Below are 21,342 nucleotides of genomic sequence, written 5' to 3' on the forward strand. Positions count from 1 at the left end.
AACAGGTGCCTCCTCCTTGGACTTATTTAGTTGCGAGTAATTTCTTACGGAAATCTGAAGGACTAAGCCCCACGACCTTCTTAAATACCCGATTAAAATAAAACGGATCATCTATCCCCACTTGTGAAGCCACCTCTTTAATCCTCGTATCCGGAAGCTTTAACAATTCAATTGCCTTATTGATTTTTAGTTCATTCATATATTGAACAATGCTTCTGCCCGTATCTTGCTTAAATACACGACATAAGTAATTAACATTCATATTTACTTCTTGAGCGAGACGGTCAAGCGTTATTTTATTCTCAACATTCTCCTGCAAAATCTCCGTGATTCGAAGTACTTCTTTGCGATAAATATTACTTTTAACTTGATACAATAGATTAATGGCTTCCTGCATCGCTTGTTCAATAGATAGACTAAGCCCTTCCATAGACTCAGCTTGTGAAATATCACTCTCAAAACTCTCTAAGAGCGTTGTTGCCCCTACTCTATTTTGTTCAGTGGATGATAGTACTTGTGTGTTCCATTTTAAGATCAAGTTGTCTAGGTCAGATAATAATCCCAAAAGGTGAAATTTTAAGGCTAAAGGGTTCCATTTGATTTGTTTTGCCTCATTAAATAATATGCTTATATTCTCCAATACTAGCTTTGTGTTCCCTACTTCAACTGCTGCTTTGACTTGATCCAACCATTCCGCATAATTAATGGAGTGTAGTGACTGGGTTAACTTTGAATGCCCAGCAACCAAGACAGATGCAGGCCCCGTATAAAAGTTGTTTGTAGATGCTCGCAGACACAAAGTGTATTGTTCTCTCAACTGCTTCAAACCTACGAATGCATCACTTAATGTAATGCTGACACTTAAATTCAAATACAGCTTAAGCATCTGCACTAAGTTATTCATCAACAGTAACCAACTGGGTTCGTCAGAATAACCGTTCTGTTCATAAACTATAACAATATACTGATTACTCTCCATCTCTATGAAATCAAATGCAAAGTGATCAGACACGGTTTCTTTCACAATATTCGCTATAGAAAAGCTAAGTAGCCTCTTGTTATTAATTTTGCCGTTACTTAGCGCCTCCACATAATCATCGATTCTTATCATAATAAGATTACCAGCAAGTCTATCGAAGGGTATCCCGTACTTCTGTGTTTCTTGTAACAAATAAACCATGTCCTGCTCCTGATCTAAAAGAAGCTCTCTCCATATGCTGTTCCGTTGCTGAAGCTGCGTTTCATTAAGCTTAATTTTCATATGAATGTCCTGTTCTTTAAGCTCTCGTTCCGTTAATAATTGCTTCGAGATCTTCGTCAGCAAGACAATCAGCTCATCTGGCTTAAGCGTCAGCTTCAACATATAATCTTCTGCTCCAAGTTTCATGGCTTCCCGCACGTAAGCATAATCATCATAATTACTAAGCACCACAAACTTCCCAGTGAATTTGCGTTCGTTGAGCGTTCGGATTAATTCAAGTCCATCCATGTTAGGCATCACTAGATCCATAATCACGATATCGATCGATTCTGTCTCTATGACCTCAAGAGCTTTGTATCCATCTGCAACAGCACCCATTAATTTAAAACCATATTCATCCCATTTAATTAGTGTACTAAGTGCAATCCTCACTATTTTCTCATCATCCACAATTAGTATCCGCATCAGCTGAGTCCTCCTGAAGTGTAGAAATATAAGGTATCGTGATGATAACATCCGTGCCTTGATCAGGCTTACTCCAAATCTCTAATCCATAGGGGTCTCCATAATGTAATTTGATTCTCTCCCGTACATTTCCAATACCGATATTTGCTAATCGATTCTCTGAATGATTATCTTTAAGTTGCAATATCTCCTGTAACTTCTCAGCACTCATCCCTTTCCCATTGTCGCTTAACTTAATCTTTAACACCTCTCCGTTCAATTCAGCAGTCATTGTAATTCTAGGTTCCATATTCTCGCCGCTTAGTCCATGAATAATCGAATTCTCTACAATGGGCTGAAGCAAAAATTTCAACACTTGAGTATCTAATAACTGTTCAGGAATTTGCACATCAACCTGTAATGACATCCCGTATCTAATTTGTTGAATAACTACATAGTTCTTGATGTTCCGAAGCTCTTCCCCAAGCGTTATCCGTTCATTCTTCTGAACAATTGTACTTCGAAGTAATTCAGCCAGTGCACCTAAACCATTGCTTACACTATCCGCCTGACTTAGCATCGCCGTCCATTTTAACGAACTCAATGTATTAAATAGAAAATGCGGATTAATTTGTGCCTGCAACATTTGTAGCTCAATACCCCTCTTCTGTGCCTGTTCTTGCTCCACACGGTCAATCAATAGTTTGATTTCCTCGATCATGGCTTCAAATTTCCCTGAAAGGTATCCGATTTCATCTGGATGATTGTCGTTTATTTCTACCTTTAAATTACCTCGCATGACCTGGTTCATTCCACTCACTAACTTCTTAAGGGGGGTGGAGATACTAACAGAGATGAAGGTTGCAAATAAGGATGAAACAACTACACATATGACGGCAATGAAGAACATTTCATTTCTAATCTCTACAGATCCCATATTCAAGTAGGCTTGCGGAATTAAACTAATTACATTCCAATGAAGTACCTCATTATGTGTATTTAAGAAAAAGTAGGGTTCTGCCCGCAGCGTTACTGTCCCCGTCTCCATACGGGAATTAATCAAATGATTTAAAGTACGATTAGCTTCCAAATCTTGATCCGACTGAAACAAGTGGTTGTTGCTCGTCAATATTTCTCCTGCATCATTCATAATGATTTGTTCACTACCCTGTCCCATATTAATGCTTCCAAACAAAATCTGTGAGAATAATTCCTCATCAATCCCCATAATGACGAACCCTACAGTTTCACCCGATCCATATGAAAGTGGAATCCTCCTAGACAATGAAAGGATATTATCACCAGCTGTCGTATGGGCTGTGGTCCAGATATCTGCACTTTTATTCTGTTTGGCCTGAGCAAATATTCGCTGTTTATCCTCTGTAGTAAATTCTTCGTATCCATAATCGTACAGAACTTGTCCATTATTAGTTAGAATCTGTAGTGTTTTGATTGTAGCAAACAGCCAAAATTTATCGCTTAACACAGTGTCTTCAAACTTCTTATGTATGTTACTAATATCAAGATCACTCAATCTATTGTAGCGGAGCAGTGCTTGCTGAATATCTCCATTCAACATGATTTGATCGGCGAAAGTCTCATATTTGGCCACTTCTGTTCCGATCTTGCTTCCTAAGAGGCGTAATATATCATTTACAAAGGTAGTTGTCTTAGAGGTGATTGCTTCATTCGATTTATGGTAAGCTAGAAAGCCGAAGGTGCACAGTGGGATAATAGCCAGCAGCAGAAATGAAATCATTAAGCGTCGCTGAACTTTTGACTTTCGAAGTAATTTAATCATTTACGTACACTAAAGTTAGATTCATATCGATAAACCTCCTAATAACAGATCATCTGAAGTAAGTATTCAAGCGGTGTAGAATTTAGCCCTTTCACATTAGTACAGGGTCTCGCATGATATAGGAATCTCTCCCTCGTCCCCCTAATATAGTTTAGGAAGAAGGGCGGGATGCACATGGGTACCAAAAATGATCAAGAGCAAAGGGCTATCTTTCTAGCTGCTATCTGCGGACAGACCTATGCGCAGTTCTCAAATAAAGAGGGTTCGTTCGTCGTTCCATTAGATTATCAGATCGTGGATACGATTGAAGCAAGATCCATCAGCGAGGTGTGGGAACGCTTTGGATTTATTTTGGAATCTCCACAAGAGATTATCGTTGCCTTCCGAGGAACCAGCTCCACAACCGATTGGATGTCAAACGTTATGGCCTCACAAGAGAGATTCAATTACATTAAAGAAGATACCCTTACCCACCGCGGTTTCACGAATATCTACTCATCAGCGCGCGATGGGATTATCTCTACACTCGCTAATTTATCTCCCGATAAGACCTTATACATTACTGGTCACAGTCTTGGCGGAGCACTCGCCACTTTATGTGCTATTGATCTTGCGGCCAACACCTCGCACATCTCACCTATTCTGTACACCTATGGTTCACCACGTGTAGGCGATCCGAACTTCGTTAATGCTTTTAAACAATATGTCCGCAAGAGTTACCGTTATGCCAATCTCTTTGATGTTGTTACCTACGCGCCTCCACATGTATACAGGCTACCTAAACGGGAAACGAAGTACTATTACAGTCATGTCCACACTTTTTTATCACTGTCATTTCAGAATGGATCGGCAAGTGGTAATCATATGATCAGCTACTATTTCACAGAGCTATCCAAGCTTCAACCGCAATACTCCGAGGAACTTTGTCTAACGAACCCAGGATTCTGTCCAGTTGTAAATAACCCATCATAAGCGCATCAATTCCACCAACTGCACCTCATGCGGAGACAACTTACTAATTAACGAATAGGTGCTCGTTATTTCGACTTGTTCAAAGGTCAGTTGCGGGCAGCTGGCTTGCTTCAAATAATTAAGGGTGTCAGCATCTATAGGATGAGGCGCCCCCATTCGTACCCACAGATCGAAAACGCTTCCATTTTGCCTGTTAATTGTATGTCTTTTGATCGTATACGAGCCTGGCTGAATATCTGCAAGCTCCAACGTCAACTCTATGTCTCCACCTTCTTCGAACACATCGTATCTATTCGTGCGATTAATGAGCGAGGCATCACCTTTTTGGTACAATGAATCGATATGCGCGTAAGCATACATCAACACCTGCAGCCCCATATCACTACTAGTAATGTAATATCCTTTCCCTTGATGAATGAATTGGCGGCCTAATTTTGCAAGTAGTTTAAACGCGTAGAAGGATGGCTTTGGTATCCCGTTATATGTCATCAGCCCCAAACCTCCATGAAACGTTTCTGACGACATTTTGAACTCCTCTAGCAAATCCGTAGCCGTCCAATAACCAAAACTATGGAGACCATCCATATTTTCCAGTACATTTTTCACGATATAGGCTGCCTTAAAGCATGTATCATTCACTAAATCACGGTGAGAGCCTGTGGCATTCCATTCTGTCATATGCAGTTCAGGAACATCACTTCCCATAGCTTCCGATACGGTTTTCTTCAATTTAATAATGACTCGCGATAAATATTCTGTATCCGCTGAAAGCTCTATTTTCTGAAACCACACATCCGGATTCTCTTCATAATCCACCTGAATCACTTGAGTTGATCTTAACGATTCATCATACGGATAACTGTGAAAGGATATAAAATCAGGCTTTACGCCTCGTCTGCACACATCATTCATAAACCTTGTCAGCCAATCTGACTGCATTAACGTAAGAGATAAAACACCTGGCCCCCCCACACGTAGCTCAGAATCTATGGATTTGATGGTTTGAAATGTTGAAATGAACAGCTCACAGTAAGCTTCATAAGTATCTGGCCAAAAAATATGGATTTCCGGTTCGTTCCACACCTCGAAATACCACTGCCTCACTTCATGAATGCCATATCTATGGATGTAATGTGTAATAAACTGATGAATCATCTGATTCCACTTACCGAGGTCCTTAGGACTACCCACAAAGCTCTTTTTATAAAAAACAGAAGTAGCTCCCTCTCCCGCAAGCTGGCGTGGTAAAAAAGAGAGCTCTAAAAACGGTTTCAATCCGGAGCACAGTAAAAAATCAAATAATGAATCACTATAAGCAAAGTTTAAGCTCACATCTCCCCGCTCATTCTCGCCATAAATCATCATCTCATCATCAAAAATACCGTGAAACCGTATATACTGAAACCCAATCTCCTGTTGCATTTGCTTGATATGTCTTTGTACCTCTGCAAACAATACCTCTTTGGCCTTTCCTACCGTCATGAGCTTCTTCCAAGTATGCGCAAGCTCCTTGCTTTGGTTAGACTTTACCGAAATCTCATGGGTCTGCTTATGTATATGAAGGGCAACTGGTAGATTGGAAGTAGCTGATAAATTCTTGTTAGGCAGATATTTGAATAGCGACTCAAACGCCTGTGTGGGATTCATGTCAAAGTAGTTAAACTGGGCCACACTGCTTTTCTGAAATGAACTGCGTCCGTCCAAGACGGTCTTCCGGTATTCTCCAGGCGTCTGTCGATAGAACTCTTTAAACACCGCATTAAAGGATTTCAGGTTGGGAAACCCATGATCATGAGCGATCTGTGTGATGGATAGATTGGTAAGCGTCAAATCTTTTACAGCTTTATCCAAACGCACCGCATTCACATATTTGGTAAAGGAAGTACCCATATACTCTTTGAAAAAACGCGATAAATACGGAACGGTCAAATACTCCTGAAGGGCCAACTGCTGGATGTTAATTGCCCGATTGTAGTTCTCTTTGACATAAGAGGTAATTCGCAATAGCCGTTCACGATGCTTATCATCATGTTTCTCAGGACTTTGGTCTTGTTCACGAAATCCTTGCATGAGTAAATAAGTTAAATTAAGAAGACAGGACTGTATGCGTAGATGATACCCTTGTGGGCGCTTATTGTGGAGCAGCATCATCTCAGCCAGCAATGTACGAAGTTCATCAAACTTAGATTGTTCTTCATAGCTAGCAGCCGCAGAATTACAATCGAATAACATTCTTTCGATCTGAGGTTCAATCAGAAGTAAATAAGAAACTGGAATTTGCAGCGCTAGCACCAAATTATTCTCTTCAGCTTTAATCGCATGAATTTCATTAGCATTAATCAAGAACAAATCTTCTTCATTTAACTCTCTAAATCTGTCCTTTGTGAAAAGTTCAAGTTTCCCCTTGAGTACGAATAATATTTCAATGCTATCATGCCAATGATTCGGGACCTGATGGGTACTGTGCAAAAACATGTGGACCGGAAGATGATCGTCCATCTCAATATTTTCGTAGGTGTAGCTTTGCAACTAGCACCCTCCTCTCACTCTCTCAATATATGTATTATGTCCTATTATATTATAAAAAAAGCGATTGAATAGAACTATCCTATTCAATCGCTTGATACTATTACAGATCTCTATGAATTCTAATTATAGTTGTGTATCCCAATAGCCACAAAACGGATCCACAGGATTAACTCCTTTAAAGGAGGAACGCCCCACAAGATTCTCAATCAGTGCATCTACCACATAATTACTTGGTGAATAGGCATTAATGAACGTTGGTATACGCGGGACGTCGATCAAATGATAAGGATTCGCTACAGAAATGAACATCGTTGGCAGTTCTTGAATAAACCATGGCATGTCTGCCCCAAATGGAGGTGCCCAATTAATCCGTACAACGGTTTGATTACTATGGGTCTCCAGATTTGAGATATAGACCGCAGCATCATAGTGATCCGTTAACGCTTTTACACCTCCGAACATGGCACTGAAATCAACTTCACTCTTATTGAAGAGCGTTACCTCGAATCCTTCCTCTTTTAGCTTGGAAATGAAGTAAGGTGCAATATCTGCCCCTCCGAATAATCCTTCCTCGCCTCCTAGTGTGAATACCAGTAGACGTTTGTGACTCTCAGGACTAATGGGGAGCATCTCCTGTGTATCCTTCACTAATGTAACTGACTCATCTGCACATTCCTGAGCCCAACGCACATGCTCTTCGCAAGCAAGGACGGCAAGGGCTTCTTTTTCTGGAACGAGCGTGCCTTGTTGTTTCTTCTTATGAAGTCCCAGCGCAGCTTTCACTGCAAGAATACGAGTCACTGCTTCGTTCACGCGTTCCTCCGTCAGAATGCCGGTCTCAATTCCTTTCATCATATAGGCAAAGTCTTCTTCTAAACTCTTGTTAAAGAGGAACATATCACAACCTGCAGCTATGGATGTCGGAACCGCTAGCTCCCGCTTCATTGCCATCGTGAATCCCGCCATTGGCGTAGCATCTGTAGTAATTAATCCATTAAAGCCGAGCTTGTTACGCAATAAATCATTTAAAAGCTCAGGAGCTAAAGTTGCAGGCATAATCTCCAAATCTGTAATCCCCGGACGTAATTCTCTAGAATAGGCGGGATGAGCGATATGCCCTACCATAACCGTATGCGCGCCAGCTTCTATACAATCCGCATATACCTTTCCAAAGGTAGCATCCCACTCTTCCACTGAAAGTGAGTTAATAGAGGTCAACAAATGCTGGTCCCTTTCGTCAACGCCATCTCCAGGGAAGTGTTTAATAGATACCGCCATGCCATGCTCTTGAATCGCTTCGGTATAAGCCTTGCTCATGCGAGCTACTCTCTGCGGATCAGAACCGAATGTTCTAACATTGGTTATCGGATTACGGAAATTATAGTCGATATCGAGAATGGGTGCGAAAGCCCAGTTACAGCCTACAGCACCACCCTCCCGCGCGGCAATGATACCAAGTTTACGAGCCATTTCGGTATTATCCGTCGCCGCCACTTGCAGCTGCTTGCCGAAGAAAGTACCCTCTGCCGCAGAACCATTACCTCCTGCTTCAAAATTAGCTGCAATTAGCAGCGGAATATCCGATGTATCCTGCAAGTAGCGATGTGTTTCTTGCACCAGCTCTCCTGGACCGGGACGGAACATAATCCCGCCAATCTTAATCCCTTGTGTCAAAAGTGCCAGCTGCGTCTTATCATCGGTGAACCCGATCGGGCAAAATAACTGCCCGACCTTGCCCACCAAATCCAGAGAGGCTAAGGTTTGTTCTACCCATTTAATCCCCTCATCATCTAGATGAAACGGTTTAGCTTTCAAATCTATCATGTCTTTTATCTCACTCTCCCAGATTTATTTATTGGAATTCAATAGATTAATCAGCTCATCTAACCCTTGTTCCGTCATAGCACCTTGACTGAACATAACCATTGCACGAATCGGCATGTTGCGCATCATCTCGATCATCATATCCGAGCCATCCTGAAGCATGGGCATCATCTCACCAGCTTGTGACAGCATAGCTTGAATAATAGCAGCAGCCTGTGGATCTCCCATAAGATCACCTATAGTTGAATTACGGGTATAGGATTTAGCGAGGGATACAGTTGATTCAACAACCACAGACTCAACAAGCAGGATCTCTTGGGAAGAAGCTCCCACCAAAATTTCAAATTCACCGGTTTCCACATGCCAATCTTTCAGCTTCACGTTATAATAAGCAAACGCTCTGCTATCAAGCGTAAAGCTTACCTGCTTCGTTTCCCCAGGCTGCAGATCTACCTTCGCGAAGCCCTTTAACTCCTTCTCTGGCCGCACCACATTACTGAGTACGTCTTTTACATATAGCTGTACTACTTCTTTGCCTTGCATAGCGCCAGTATTGGTAACTTTCACGCTTACTTGCAGCGTGTCAGTATCTTTCAAAGAGTGCGAACTTACCGAAAAATCAGAGTATGCAAATGTTGTATAGCTGAGACCATAACCAAACGGGAATAAAGGTGAAATTCGCTTAGCATCGTAGTAGCGGTATCCTACAAACAATCCTTCCTTGTATTCAACGGTATCTCCTTCGCCAGGGAAATTTAAGTAGGAAGGATTATGTTCCAGCTCCATAGGGAAGGTCTCTGCCAGCTTACCTGATGGGCTTACGTTTCCGAATAACAGATCGGAGATGGCACCACCAAGCGCTTGCCCACCTAGATAACCCTCAAGCACAGCTTTGACGTTGCTGATCCAAGGCATTTCAATGGCCGATCCGTTACTCAGCACAACGACAGTGTTAGGCTGAACATCAGCGACTGCTTCGATCAAGCGGATCTGACTCTCTGGAATACGAAGATGAGTCCGGTCGTAGCCTTCAGACTCATAGCGCTCTGGCAATCCGACGAACACAATCGCCGTATCTGCTTGTGAAGCGGCTTCTATGGCTTGCCCAATAAGTTCCAGACTCGGCTCATCGCTATCAGAAACGTAACCTTGAGAATAACTCAATTTCGCATATGAACCCGCTTCTTCTAGAAGGCTGTAATATATATCATCCAACCTAGTTGGCTTGATATGTGAGCTTCCACCACCTTGGTAACGTGGATTACGGGCAAAATCACCGATCACAGCATAGGAGCCTTCACGTTTCAGAGGAAGAAGACCACCCTCATTTTTAAGGAGTACCATGCTTTCTCTGGCAGCAACTCTAGCTAATTGGTGATGTGCCTCAGGATCATAGGAAGCATTTTCTTTGTCATTCTCAACAGCTTTGAAAATAATAGAAAGCAAGCGACCCACCGCACGATCCAGTGCTGCTTCAGATAATGTTCCGCTCTGAACCGCATCGATAATCTTCTGATCACCGGCACCATTACTTGACGGCATTTCTAGCTCCAAACCTGCCGCTAAGCCTTTAGCTCGCTCATTCACCGCACCCCAGTCAGAAACTACGAACCCTTCATGTCCCCATTCTTCTTTTAATATATCCGTGAGTAAATACGGATTCTCTGAAGCATACTCGCCGTTCACCTGATTGTAGGAGCACATAACGGTCCATGGCTGCGCTTTTTTCACCACGCTTTCGAAGCTCGCCAAATAGATTTCCCTTAGTGTACGCTCATCTACAATTGCATCTACAGACATACGCCGATGCTCTTGATTATTTGCAGCAAAGTGTTTTAACGAAGTTCCTACGCCTTGGCTCTGAACGCCTTCAATATGGCCTATTGCCATCTCGGAGGATAAATACGGATCTTCAGAGAAATATTCAAAATTGCGGCCGCATAAGGGTGAACGTTTAATATTAGCTCCAGGCCCCAGTAAAATAGAGACATCTTCTGCCTGACACTCTTCCCCAATGGCTGCACCTACCTGCTTGATTAGCTCCCGGTCCCAAGAGCAAGCCATTCCAGCTCCTGCCGGAAAACAAGTAGAAGGGACACTATCGAATATACCCAAATGATCATTCCCAGCTTTTTGCTTACGCAGACCATGTGGACCATCTGTCATCATGATGGATGGAATACCTAGTCGTTCGACGGCTTTTGTCTGCCAGAAATCTAGTCCTGAGCAAAGACCTGCTTTTTCCTCTAAAGTCATTTGTGCAATAATTTCTTGAATGTTAAGTACCATGTTCATTTCACTCCTTATGAATGACTAGTTTCTTTACATAGCGATAGAAGAATTGCGACGTTCCTCGAGTTCACGCATCATAACGGGTTGATCCTTGTCAAGACGATAGAACAACAGCAAAGTAATCATAATAATTTGGCCAATAATCGGTGCCCACAAATAGTTAAATGAAATCGCAGCTAATGCGGATTCTGACTGCGCCGTGGAGTTAGCTACATAACCACCCATCGACAATATCACCCCACCAAGTGCTCCACCGAGTCCCATCCCCACCTTAACCCCAAAACTAGCAGCTGAATAAAGTAGGCCTTGTGCCCGAACACCTGATTTCCACTCCCCATAATCAACCGTGTCGGCCATCATTGCAAAAATCAGACCTGCTCCTACTCCCATGCCAAGCCCGCTTATAAGAAGCCCTGCCAACAGCACCGGAACAGAAAGGGCATTCCCCCCAGTAATTGCAATAAGGTAGCCAATGATAGAAACCACTGATCCCATAATAATTGTGTTCCTTTTCCCAATTTTCTTCACTACAAAAGGAGCGATCACCATCGAAAATATCATCAACAATTGCATCGAATTCACGATAGGAATGAGTTCAGGCTTTTTCATATAATAGGTCATATAATAAATGCTGGTCTGTCCTTGTATCGATGTTGTGATCCACAGGAACAAACTCATCAGAAGCATGATCAACCAAGGTACATTGCCTTTGAGCGCTTTAACACCTTCTCGCATCGGAAGCGGTTTTTCATCAATGGCTTTTACGCGTTCTTTAGTGTTCGCAAACATGTTTAGAAACAGCAGCAGTGCAATGCTTGAGAACAAGATCATGGTGACCAGAAAACCCTTTGCTTGATCGCCACCACCAAAAGCTTTCACAAGCGGCATCGTTCCAGCACTAACTGTAACAACCCCAATTACGGCGAATATCATACGAACCGTATTGATCACTGTACGTTCATTAGAATTACTAGTCAGACTTGGCAGGATTGCAGACAGTGGTAGATTAATACCGGAATACATAATACCGAGCACGGTGTACGAAATGTATGCGTATACAAGTTTGCCCGTATCACCAAAATCCGGCGTCAAAAACATAAGTACTGCAGTCAAGCTGAAAGGAACAGCAAGCCAAAGAAAATAGGGTCTGCATTTCCCCCACTTTGTTTGCGTGCGGTCAATCATGACACCAATGAACGGCTCGACGATCGCGTCGATTACCCGTGCAACAAGAAATACCACAGCTACTGCACCAGGGTTCAGACCAAACACATCCGTATAGAAGTACATGAGGTAAAGTGTTGTCATCTGGAAAATTAGATTTGACGCGGTATCGCCTAGCCCATAACTAATTCGCTCTCTCCATGGCATTTGATTTTCATTCATACTACCATCTCCCCTGCGCCGCATTTTGTTAGCGCTTTCTTAATTGCATTGTACTGAAGCTGATTCTTTTAAACTGTCCGTATTTTAACGAAAATAGGGGGCATTTTTATCTTTTAACAGAGCGGTAGCGGTAGCGTTAGGCTGACTATTAGGATACAGATCAACCTTAAAGAGCTTACAGAACAGCAGCATACAAGTAATTGTAATAAATGCTCCAAATAATACATCCGTTGCAAAATGATCTCCCATAATGACGCGGCTAGTCGAGGTGCTGATTCCCCACACTACCGCACAGACAAGCATGATATTGCGCCATTTATTAGCGAAAGGCATAAACATCATCCACAGCATCATGGTCCAGCCATTGGCAGAGTGACCCGAAGGAAAGGATTTGTATGCTTCCGTTGTGACGCCGTTCTCTTGAATGCCTTGGGGGAGAAACCAGCTTGTAAATAGAGAATAATCGCCCTCCATATTACGAAAACGCATCCTTCCCCAAAAGATTTTGAGGACATTTACAAGCAGAATCTCCGCGAATACGATCACGATAGCTGCCCAAGCAGCACGATTATACTGTCTGAGCGTTTGAACAGCTATACGGTTCAATAGCCATTGACACAACGTTGCAAATAGTACGGTTATAATTAAACTGTTGATCATAACATGATCCCCATCCAGCCCATACCCACGAGTTAAAGTAATCGTTATAATACCAAATCCACTAAGTAGGATGAATAATCCGGACACCAGACGGACCATAATCTTCTTTATCAACCGTTCATTTCTAACCGTACTAAATAGAATACTCCCAGCTGCGAATAACACTAGAAAAGCTGGATGTTCTCCATATACCTCAAAAAACCAACCAAACCGCGATTCATGTTCGTTATACAGAGCTTTGGATAGATTCAGATCATTAAACGTAAAGATCGTCATTAACATGACCCATACTATAAGAAATCCCCATTTAAAACGTTTTGTCCCTTTTGTCGTCATCTCCTCATCCCCTTTATACTCATTTAGGAAACGCTTACATTTGAGATTATAAAGCTCCATTCATGAATTCGGATAGGCGAATAATAACTTAAACTAGGGTAGATTTTAACCCTCCTCTTATGTGAAAAAGTGATCAATAAATCAAAAGGATCGTTTATCTACAATAAGCAAAAAAGCCTAATCCCTTGTGCACGCGACAGGAGATTAGGCTTTATGGTACAAACGATTAGAAAAGGAAATAAACTAACACCACACCTTCAACTAACAAAATCAGTGAAACGATATGTTGTTTCGTATGCTTTAAAAATTTCCAATCAATAAATGACTGAAATCCTAGGGAAATAATTATGAATACAATCCAAAACCACTTCATTCCCATCCCCTGTACGCCATCAGCTATCATTATGACAATTACCGAAATTAATCCAATAAGTCCGAGTATTAATTTACCTTTTATATTTAGCTCATTACCTTCGTCAGAAAGTTTTTCTTTATCCGGGCCAACAATCCATATCCTTAGAAAAAAACCAGAAAAAGCAATAATTAATAATAAAAATGGAATGATCAATCCTGATGCCCTCCTTCTAAGAAGTTATTCATATTTATTTCTTATCATTAGTTCTTTGATTTCTCTTAACTCATTTAATATTTCTTTTGATATTTGCGTACTTCTAGAGTTATCGATGCCTAATTTAATCACGAATACTCCAAGCAAAAAATAGATGACTAGCATTACGATAATACTCAACTTATCTCCACTCCCCTCTTTATCGTTTGATTCTTAAAAGATGTAGTTAGTGATAGCGTAATTATCCCTATGATACCATAATAAGGGTGTTTGATTAACGCATGAGAACTTATTGCTAACTTGACAAAAGATCTGCATTTTCGATAGTATAGATAATATCTCGATTATCAAGATATTCGATTTGCGAGGGTATTTTGAAACCTGAACAATTTAAACTGAAAAGAGGGACCACAATGGCAGTACTTATTCTATACGCTACAAAATCAGGGGCAACAGAGCAATGCGCAAAGGTATTATCAGAAGAGCTTCCTCAGAGTAAGATCTGTAATATTGAAATAGAGAAGCCAAGTCTTGAGGCATTTGATAGCATTATTTTAGGTGCTGGAGTAAGAGACGAGAAAATATATAAAGCGATTCGTGATTTTATCAAAAAAAATAAAGATGAGTTACTAAATAAGAAGATGGGCTACTATATTTGTAACGAAAAACCAAAGACTACGGAGGAATTAATTGAGAAGAATTTTCCGGATGATCTAAAGAAAGCTGCGGTTTGCATCGAATCCTTTGGCGGTTATAAAGCCTATAAGGCTCCCAAAGAAGGTACTGATCAGCTCAAGGGGATTTTTGTAGATAAAATAAAAGAGTTTTCTAAGAATTTTAAATAGGGAATATAGAATTTTCTAATAAAAATCCTGTTATCCAGATATATTATCTGGATAACAGAATCTTTTTTAATAATATAATTGAATGGTTTATTACTACTTGATTGTCAATTCAAACTTCGCACCCACATCGCTTACAAATACAATTTTCCCGTTATTCGGAAGTTTAACTTTCGTAAGACCACTGACAGTAGAGAAATTTATACACACACCATTCGCATCATAAACAGCAAAGGAACCTTTAGGTGGTAGCCCTACTGTCATCAACTTGCCTGATGCTGTCTCAGGTACTTCATACCATCTCGCATATCCATCTGCTTGAATGGTTACCAATGATTGCGGGCCGGCATAGATAGGTTTAATGGCATCCTGCGTTATAAATAATTGGTTTCCAATCTTGAGATACTCCACGCCCTCTTTATTTTCAAAAACAATATCCGCAAGATCGCGCCCACCTAAAGTTGGAATTTGCACGGTCATTTCAGCTTTATTCGGCCCAGTTATTTTATTTGAGCCCATATAGCCCGGTGCATCAGGGAACATAGCAATTCCAGCTACTGGCATACTCATGTAAAATTGTGAGCTATACTTCTCGCTGACATCAAAATACAATTTCCCTTGACGCTGCTGCCAAGCTGACAAGACCTCATTGGATAAAGCGTTTGCCTCTAGCTTTTCAGCTGAATATTGAGAAAGAGCAGTCTCACCAAGCCCTGGAATGACCCCATACCCTTGAATCCAAAGGTAGACACGTCCATTGCTTTCCTTCACAAAGCTGACTTTATTAGTACCCGTTGCATCTAAGAATTCACCGTTTGTATTATACGAAAATTTCTGACCTGGAAATGTAGGTGCCATAATCGAAGATACACTCAATTCCCCAGCTTTACTAATCTCTATCTTCATCAGTTGTGTAGAATCCGCATAGACACCCGCATAATCCAGCAATTCCTGCGGCATAACCTCTTTGTTCGAAGCTTTAAATGTAGGTGTAGGTTTTAATTCCTTGATAACTCCCTTTTCTTGTAGCGCACTGAGCAATATTTCGTTAGCAAGCATCTGATCGGTTGTGCTATCCCCACCAGAAGATACCACAGCTGCTGCCATCTGCTGATCAGGCAATACAACAAGTGAAGTATGATACAGAGTTGTATCCCCACCCTTTGTCAGAGCTTTGATCTCGTACTGATTGAATGGATATAAATTTACACTGTCCCAGCCCAATCCATACGCAAACGAATTATCTTTTCCTTTTGGCCACATTCCACGCTTGTACTCCTCTTGCTCCATCGCTTTTACTGATTTTTCTGACAGAAGTTCTTTCGATCCTCCAGTGAAAATAGTTGCAAATCGCACCAAATCTTCAGCCGTAGAATAGATGCCCCCTGTTCCAATCACGTTAATCGTCTCTTGGGGTAAAGCGGCAGGGTAGGTAGCATTGTATACACTTGCCAGCTGTCTAGAATCCACAGAATCTACTGGCGTTTTCGTATGCCCAAGCCCTAAAGGACCTGTAAAATTCTGATGGATGAATGTAGTGAAGTCCATTCCACTAACTTTCTCAACAATCAACTCCGCCAGCGTAAATCCATCATTACAATATACTGAGTAGGCTCCTGGATCTGCCTTTAGGCGTTGAGTTGTCAAAGTCGCCAGCAAATTATCTTTGGCGATAGAATCAGAATCATTGAATAAGAACGAGTTTGATAAGTTTGAACCCCCAAGACCTGATGAATGATTCAGCAGCATTCGTACGGTGATTTGCTTATAACGTGAATCTTCCATCGTAAAATTATTCAGATACGATACGACAGGTGCATCCAAATCTACCTTTCCTTGATCAACGAGCTTCATAATAGAAGCGGTCGTATACATTTTACTCGTCGAGCCAATTCCATACATCGTTGTAGTGCTTGGTGCTGTCTTGCTCTCCACATGGCTGTATCCAGCTGTGCCGCTCATAACGATATTATCGCCATCGATAAGAGCATATTGGAGACTTGTCGTTCCTATCTTTTCCGTTAAGAATGCTGCCTTCTCTGCCGCGACCTTCTGAGTGTTCACATATGTTTGCGTTTTGCTGCTATCCGCTGCTAATACATTCGTAGGAAGATACACTACTAAAAGTAAAGATACCATCAACAGGGATATTATTTTCTTCTTCATACATTCCCTCCCGCTATGAATTTTCCATTCCTTTAAAGGGTAAATTATCCATATGAGAATGTAAAGGACGTTTATATCATTATCTAATCCATTAATTCTACTTTGTCTCCGATTCTGATTTCCCCTGTCTTAACTACAGAAGCGTACACTCCGAAGTGTAGTTCAAATTCTTGGTTTAGTTTTTTCAATAATTTAGGGTCTCTTTCCTGACTATCCGGGTCCATCGTGATAACCATACATCTCTCACAAAAACTATCTACCTGTAGCTGAACATCTCCTATGGAGAGCTGCCGCCCGATCCAATCCCCTTCGAAAAGAGATTCATCGCTTAGAGCTATAACAAAGTTCCCACGAAACCGGCGCTGATCTAAGGAATGTCCCCACGCAGCCTCTAGCTTCTTCAAACTAGCATCCGTGATGAGTAAAATACTGGCGCCATCCACCGATAACAATTGCGGGTGCTCTGGCTGTGGATGTGAAGCTTTTATACTAGACATGGTAATTCGCGTTTTAGTTTGGCTTTGGATTTCTTCCAATAAATGCTCATCCCACCCAAAGGTTCGTCCATCCGAAGCCCTTACATGAATTTCTCCATTGATAAATTGCGCTTGGTAGGTAAGCATTTTATGATTATTTCTAGCCGTAAAATACCGCCACCAGCCCTCTTTTGACTCATCATAAAAGGCACAGAAGCGATCACCTAACATTCCATACGGTTCTATTACACAGGTTTCCAATCGTTCACCTGCAAATGACTTGACTGGATAGCGATTAATTTCTCTGATTTCACCAACGATTGATTCCACGGCACAACGCCTCCACTTTCTAAAAATACAACATATCCTTTAATTCTAACTGAAATCGTTTGACTCTTGCACCCTTATTTTCACAACAACACATAGCTATTTCGAACGATTCTCGATCACATAAAAATTTATATATTTTATTTGATTATATGTTTTATACTATGACTATTACATATAGTGGAAAGAATATGAGAGGTGAATAGCAGTGCGGTCCAATGAATTCCAAAGTTTTGATTTTGCTTTTACACATGCTGTAATTGGAATGGCTCTAGTTTCGTTAGATGGAACGTTCCTAAAATGGAATTCAGCCCTAAGTACCCTATTGGGATATGATCATAACGAGTTAATAACACCTTCACCATCCGTCCGAACCCTTCTAAGTCAGATCCATGAAATTGCTGAGCTTGGAAGGTCTCTTTCCTCTATGAACATCCATCCGCATCGATTCCAACAGGCCTACTACCTACCAACCGGACAGCTGTTATCAATAGAGATCTCCATATCTATCGTTTCGGGAGCTAATGGTGCACCCCTATATTATTTTACTCAATTTGAGAACAAGACCTTGATCAGGCATATAGAAACTCAGCTACAAGAAGCGGAAAGCAGTCTACTAGAAAAAGATAAATCATTCCTGCAACTCCTGGAGGGATTACCTCTGACCGTTGTTATTACAGCAAAAGGGATTATTCAGTATGTGAATTCAGCGGGCTTACAGTTAATCCATGCGGAGAGCCTGAATCAATTGGTGGGTACATCCACTACTAATATTGTAGACCTTACCAACCATGCAATCCTCCAAGAACGAAGGGAAAGGTATTACAGTGGTGACACGATTGGCTCTGTTTGCTACTTAATTAATTGCTTAAACGGTCAGCAGAAATTTGTGGATGGATTCACATTACCGATTATTTTCAATGGAAACATGGCATTTATCGGAATTTTTAAAGATGTCTCTCAGCAAATGCTGGAAGAAGAACGGCTAATCCAATCCGAGAAATTATCTACTGCAGGGCAATTAGCTGCTGGAATCGCGCATGAAATCAGAAATCCGCTTACCGCCATTAACGGCTTCATGAAGCTGCTTCGCTCTTCCGAGCGCATGAATGATAAATATTTTTTCATTATTGAGTCAGAATTGAAACGCATCGAATTTATCGTTAACGAGCTGCTGGTCTTATCCAAGCCACAGACGACGCATATCAGTAAACCAGTGGATTTATTATCTTTACTAGAACAAGTCACCACACTAATGAATGGACAAGCTGCACTGAAAAACCTTCAGATCCTCCCTGTCTGTACAGATCACTCCATTTGGATCCATGGTGAGGCTTATCAGCTGAAACAGGTATTTATTAATTTACTCAAAAATGCGATGGAAGCAATGAATAGTGGAGGAAACATATATATTCATGTGCTTACAAATGAAAGTGAAGCCCGAATCAGCGTGCAAGATGAAGGTTGCGGGATGACAGAGGAACAGATTAAAGCACTTGGTAAACCATTTTATACGACAAAAGAAACAGGAACAGGCCTTGGATTTATGATCACGCAGAATATTGTACATAATCATGGCGGAGCGATCAGTGTAGAAAGTGTTCCTGAGCAAGGCACTACATTTACGGTAACCATTCCAAAAATTTTAGAGCCAGAGGAAGCTGTCATATAACATAAGAAGTTCCGGAATCGCAACATCGTGCAAGAATGCACCTGATTTTCACATTATAATGCTTATACATAACTGGAAAAGAAGGTGCAGCAGTGACTCGTGAAGTTCGGACCATCGTCTTCGATAGCGGCTTGAATTTTGAGGCGTATCGCTTTGAAGGGATCATGCAGAAATTCCCTAACCATTTTCATGACTATTACGTTATAGGTTTTATTGAACAAGGCAAAAGACTTATGATTTGTAACAATGAAGAACATATCCTTAACAGCGGAGATGTTATCATCTTTAATCCGCAGGATACCCACATCTGTGAACCGATGGACGGAAACTCCTTTGATTACCGCGCCTTCAATATTCAGCCTGAGATAATGCGTAAGTATGTGCTTGAAATTACCGGCATGGACTACTTGCCTCGGTTCACACATAATGCGCTATACCAAAGTGAACTGGCAACCTCATTACACGATCTACATCAAATGATATTAGAGGATCAAACTGATTTTCAAAAAGAAGAATTGTTTCTGTTTCTCCTGGAGCAGCTTCTGAGGGAATATTCCGATGCAGAGCCCTTCTATTCTTCACAAGACCTTACCTCTGAAATCAAAACCATTTGCGAATACATAGAGACTCATTATGCGCAGAATATTACCCTCAATCAATTAAGTGAATTGACAAGCTTAAGCAAATATCATTTACTGCGTTTATTTACCAGACAAAAAGGGATATCTCCTTATCGATACTTGGAAACCATTCGGATTAATCAGGCCAAACGACTTTTAGAACAAGGAGTACTCCCCATAGAAGTGGCCTCACTAACCGGATTCAGCGATCAGAGCCATTTCACAAATTTTTTCAAAAAATTGATTGGCTTAACCCCTAAGCAATACATGCGTATATTTATTCAGCAGCCGGGACAAACGCGATCAACGGAACGCACGATATGATGGATCAACGCAAGACCCATACGGGACATCTGCTGGCACTAATTACGATTATCATCTGGGGAACAACCTTTATCTCTTCAAAAATATTATTAACGGATTTTACACCTGTTGAAATCCTGTTCTTCCGCTTTCTTTTGGGTTACTTTGTATTGTTACTGATCTATTCACGTCCAGTGCGAACGAAATCCTTTAAGGAAGAATTACTATTTATTTCAGCAGGATTATGTGGAATTACTTTATATTTTCTTCTAGAGAATATTGCCCTAGTCTACACCCTTGCTTCCAATGTAGGCGTGATTGTCTCAATTGCTCCATTCTTCACAGCAGTGATTGCTCACTTCTTTTTGGAGGAAGAGAAATTTCATCGTCAGTTTATATTAGGATTTGTAATTGCGCTGTCTGGAATTATTTTAATCGGGCTAAATGGAAGTTTTCTTCTAAAACTGAACCCGATCGGAGACCTCTTGGCTTTCATAGCCCCTATGGTTTGGTCCATTTACTCTGTATTAATGCGAAAAACAAGCGATTTACAGGTTCATACGATTGGGGCTACCCGTAAAGTGTTTTTTTATGGAATCCTATTTATGCTGCCAGCTTTATTTATCTTTGATTTTCATTTGGATCTAAGTAGATTCAAAGACACCCAAAATATTACTAACATCCTCTTTTTAGGACTGGGAGCCTCTGCTTTATGTTTTGTCACCTGGAATCGGGCTGTAGGAATCTTAGGAGCCGTAAAAACAAGTGTGTACATATATATTGTGCCTGTAGTTACGGTGGCAGCCTCTGCCCTTATCCTGAATGAAAAGATCACTTGGGCAACTTTGCTGGGAACCTTCTTGACGCTAACCGGTTCATATATTTCTGAACGCAAACCGAAATAATCATTCATCTCCTATGAT

General features: G+C 41.1%; 15 protein-coding genes. 5 read left to right on the plus strand and 10 right to left on the minus strand.

Annotation, left to right across the window (positions count from 1 at the left end):
- Positions 1-22: 22 nt before the first annotated feature.
- Both MKX41_RS13965 and MKX41_RS13970 read right to left on the minus strand, forming a co-directional pair.
- Complete coding sequence (locus MKX41_RS13965) at positions 23-1,666, minus strand: response regulator transcription factor (RefSeq protein WP_340971231.1); 1,644 nt, start codon at positions 1,664-1,666, stop codon at positions 23-25.
- A complete protein-coding gene (locus MKX41_RS13970; protein WP_042189748.1) occupies positions 1,644-3,446 on the minus strand; it encodes a cache domain-containing sensor histidine kinase in 1,803 nt (600 codons plus the stop codon). The genes MKX41_RS13965 and MKX41_RS13970 overlap by 23 nt, the downstream gene beginning before the upstream one ends.
- A gap of 174 nt (positions 3,447-3,620) precedes the next feature.
- On the opposite strand from MKX41_RS13970, the gene MKX41_RS13975 reads away from it, so the two are divergent.
- Positions 3,621-4,418: a lipase family protein gene (locus MKX41_RS13975; RefSeq protein ID WP_340971233.1), complete on the plus strand. Its 798-nt coding sequence runs from the start codon at positions 3,621-3,623 to the stop codon at positions 4,416-4,418.
- On the opposite strand, the gene MKX41_RS13980 is transcribed toward MKX41_RS13975, so the two are convergent.
- From MKX41_RS13980 to MKX41_RS14005, 6 genes are all read right to left on the minus strand, one after another.
- Positions 4,413-6,947 carry a GH39 family glycosyl hydrolase gene (locus MKX41_RS13980; protein ID WP_340971235.1) on the minus strand — a complete coding sequence of 845 codons (2,535 nt, stop codon included), beginning with the start codon at positions 6,945-6,947 and terminating at the stop codon, positions 4,413-4,415. The genes MKX41_RS13975 and MKX41_RS13980 overlap by 6 nt on opposite strands.
- Positions 6,948-7,070: 123 nt before the next feature.
- Positions 7,071-8,771, minus strand: coding sequence for a glycoside hydrolase family 3 protein (locus MKX41_RS13985; protein ID WP_340971236.1), 1,701 nt, complete (start codon positions 8,769-8,771; stop codon positions 7,071-7,073).
- A gap of 24 nt (positions 8,772-8,795) precedes the next feature.
- Entirely contained in the window at positions 8,796-11,060 is a 2,265-nt protein-coding gene (locus MKX41_RS13990; RefSeq protein ID WP_340971238.1) for a beta-glucosidase family protein, read from the minus strand.
- Positions 11,061-11,093: 33 nt separating this feature from the next.
- Positions 11,094-12,449 (minus strand): MFS transporter, encoded by a 1,356-nt coding sequence (locus MKX41_RS13995; RefSeq protein WP_076286555.1) that lies wholly within the window; start codon positions 12,447-12,449, stop codon positions 11,094-11,096.
- A gap of 84 nt (positions 12,450-12,533) precedes the next feature.
- Positions 12,534-13,445, minus strand: coding sequence for a phosphatase PAP2 family protein (locus MKX41_RS14000; RefSeq protein ID WP_340971241.1), 912 nt, complete (start codon positions 13,443-13,445; stop codon positions 12,534-12,536).
- A 226-nt stretch (positions 13,446-13,671) separates the two neighbouring features.
- On the minus strand, positions 13,672-14,013 hold the full coding sequence (locus MKX41_RS14005; protein ID WP_340971242.1) for a DUF4181 domain-containing protein: 342 nt from the start codon (positions 14,011-14,013) through the stop codon (positions 13,672-13,674).
- 413 nt (positions 14,014-14,426) lie between these two features.
- On the opposite strand from MKX41_RS14005, the gene MKX41_RS14010 reads away from it, so the two are divergent.
- On the plus strand, positions 14,427-14,858 hold the full coding sequence (locus tag MKX41_RS14010) for a flavodoxin domain-containing protein (RefSeq protein WP_340971244.1): 432 nt from the start codon (positions 14,427-14,429) through the stop codon (positions 14,856-14,858).
- A gap of 93 nt (positions 14,859-14,951) precedes the next feature.
- On the opposite strand, the gene MKX41_RS14015 is transcribed toward MKX41_RS14010, so the two are convergent.
- Together MKX41_RS14015 and MKX41_RS14020 are read right to left on the minus strand one after the other, a co-directional pair.
- A complete protein-coding gene (locus MKX41_RS14015) occupies positions 14,952-17,021 on the minus strand; it encodes a serine hydrolase domain-containing protein (protein ID WP_340971246.1) in 2,070 nt (689 codons plus the stop codon).
- Positions 17,022-17,104: 83 nt separating this feature from the next.
- Positions 17,105-17,827 carry an MOSC domain-containing protein gene (locus MKX41_RS14020; protein ID WP_340971248.1) on the minus strand — a complete coding sequence of 241 codons (723 nt, stop codon included), beginning with the start codon at positions 17,825-17,827 and terminating at the stop codon, positions 17,105-17,107.
- Positions 17,828-18,032: 205 nt separating this feature from the next.
- Between MKX41_RS14020 and MKX41_RS14025 the strand changes: the two genes are divergently transcribed.
- The 3 genes from MKX41_RS14025 (at position 18,033) to MKX41_RS14035 (ending at position 21,324) form a co-directional block, all read left to right on the plus strand.
- Positions 18,033-19,496, plus strand: coding sequence for an ATP-binding protein (locus MKX41_RS14025; protein WP_340971250.1), 1,464 nt, complete (start codon positions 18,033-18,035; stop codon positions 19,494-19,496).
- A 92-nt stretch (positions 19,497-19,588) separates the two neighbouring features.
- Positions 19,589-20,440, plus strand: a complete 852-nt coding sequence (locus tag MKX41_RS14030; protein WP_340971252.1) for an AraC family transcriptional regulator — start codon at positions 19,589-19,591, stop codon at positions 20,438-20,440.
- Positions 20,437-21,324 carry a DMT family transporter gene (locus MKX41_RS14035; RefSeq protein WP_340971253.1) on the plus strand — a complete coding sequence of 296 codons (888 nt, stop codon included), beginning with the start codon at positions 20,437-20,439 and terminating at the stop codon, positions 21,322-21,324. The genes MKX41_RS14030 and MKX41_RS14035 overlap by 4 nt, the downstream gene beginning before the upstream one ends.
- Positions 21,325-21,342: the final 18 nt, after the last annotated feature.

Origin of the sequence: Paenibacillus sp. FSL R5-0475, assembly GCF_038004585.1 — a bacterium.
Taxonomy (GTDB): Bacteria; Bacillota; Bacilli; order Paenibacillales; family Paenibacillaceae; genus Paenibacillus_AQ.